At 39.2% G+C, this 1,782-nt stretch carries 2 protein-coding genes; both read left to right on the forward strand.

The window, feature by feature from the left end:
* Positions 1-1,188 (forward strand): IS21 family transposase (gene istA / locus OM075_RS24965; RefSeq protein ID WP_301193286.1); only part of this gene is annotated, 1,188 nt, incomplete at its 5' end.
* A gap of 16 nt (positions 1,189-1,204) precedes the next feature.
* A partial coding sequence (locus tag OM075_RS24970) for an ATP-binding protein (RefSeq protein ID WP_301193287.1) occupies positions 1,205-1,782 on the forward strand: 578 nt, incomplete at its 3' end.

The following is a 1,782-nucleotide window of genomic DNA, read 5'->3' on the forward strand; positions in this document are numbered from 1 at the left end:
CATTATAGGCGCAAACATGCCAAAATAAAAGGCTCCATGAAACTTGAACATGAAGCAGGAAAAGAAGTATATATTGACTTTACTGGCAAGAAACTACATGTGACCGATAAAGAAACTGGAGAGATTATAGATGTGGAAGTTTTTGTTGCCATACTTCCCAATAGCCAATATACTTATGTTGAGGCGTGTCTTAGCCAGAAACGAGAAGACCTGATACGTTGCATGAGCAATGCCCTTGCATTTTTTGGAGGTGTACCCAAGGCTATAGTGTCGGATAACCTTAAATCAGCAGTAAACAGGGCAAGTAAGTATGAACCGGATATTAACCGCGCATTTAAAGACTTTGCAAGGCACAATGGCTGTGTAATCAACCCCACCAGGAGTTATGCCCCACAAGACAAGGCTTTGGTTGAAAATGCGGTACGCCTGGTATACCAGCGTATATTTTATCCTATGCGCGAGATGGTGTTTTTCTCTTTGGGTGACCTGAACCGGAAAATTCGCCATTTACTTAGTTCTTACAATAACTTGCTGTTCCAACGTAAACAGGCAAGCCGAAAAGAACTCTTTCAATCGGTTGAAAGGGCTTATCTCAAACCTTTACCTAATGACACATACCAGTTAAAGGACTACCGTAGGGCTAAAGTCCAGAAGATTGGATATGTCTATTTCTCTCCCGATAAAACCTATTACAGCGTTCCATACAGGTATATAGGCCACTCAACAATGATACATTATACAAGTAGTACCGTAGAGGTTTATTTTAACAACGAGCGTATTGCTTTCCACAAACGTAACCCTTCCATGGGCATCTACAATACCATCAAGGATCACCTAAGCACCAGCCACCAGGCTTTTAAAGAATGGAGTCCTGAGTACTTTAAACAAAAAGCAGCAAAACACGGAACTTATGTATTGGAAATTATCGAAAAGTTAATGGCAAACACAACTTACCCGGAGACTTCATACAAAAGTGCCATGGGGATTATACAATTACATAAACTTTATGGTTCTCAAAGGTTAAACGATGCCTGCCAAAGGGCTGTTTATGCGGGAACCAATTCATACAGACGAATCAAGAACATTTTAAAGTTCAACCAGGACAAAGAACCTTTACCTTCAATGGATACCAAGCAAACACATATACCACCACATGCCAATCTTCGTGGCGCATCAGCTTATCAATAATTCTAAAAAATGTAATATGGACAACAATCAAACAGTAGAGAAACTTAAAAAGATGCGTATAGGCGCAATGGCAGATTTACATCTGCAGCATATTAAAAATAACACGCTCAATGACATTACGCCAGATGAGTACATTACTTTACTTACGGAGCATGAATGGGAAAATAGGGAAAACTTAAAGATATCAAGATTGCTTAAAATAGCAGGCTTTAGACAAAAGGCCGACCTGGCAGATGTCAATTATAGTGCAGCAAGAAACCTTGACAAAAACATGTTCAGCAGGTTGGCTACGTTAGATTTTATGAAACAAAATGAAAACATTATTATCACGGGAGCTTCTGGTGTAGGCAAAAGTTACATCGCCCAGGCTCTGGGTAACCAGGCATGCCTGATGGGCAAAAAAGTTCTGTACTCAAATACAGCAAGGTTGTTTACGCGTTTTAAATTATCAAAAACAGATGGCACTTATATAAAGGAACTTAACAAACTTCAGAAAGTTAATTTGTTGATACTTGATGATTTTGGACTACAGGCATTTGATAACCAATCGCGAGAAATACTTATGGATATTATAGATGATCGGTACAATAAAGC

The organism is Plebeiibacterium sediminum (assembly GCF_026013605.1).
GTDB classification, from domain to species: domain Bacteria; phylum Bacteroidota; class Bacteroidia; order Bacteroidales; family Marinilabiliaceae; genus Saccharicrinis; species Saccharicrinis sediminus.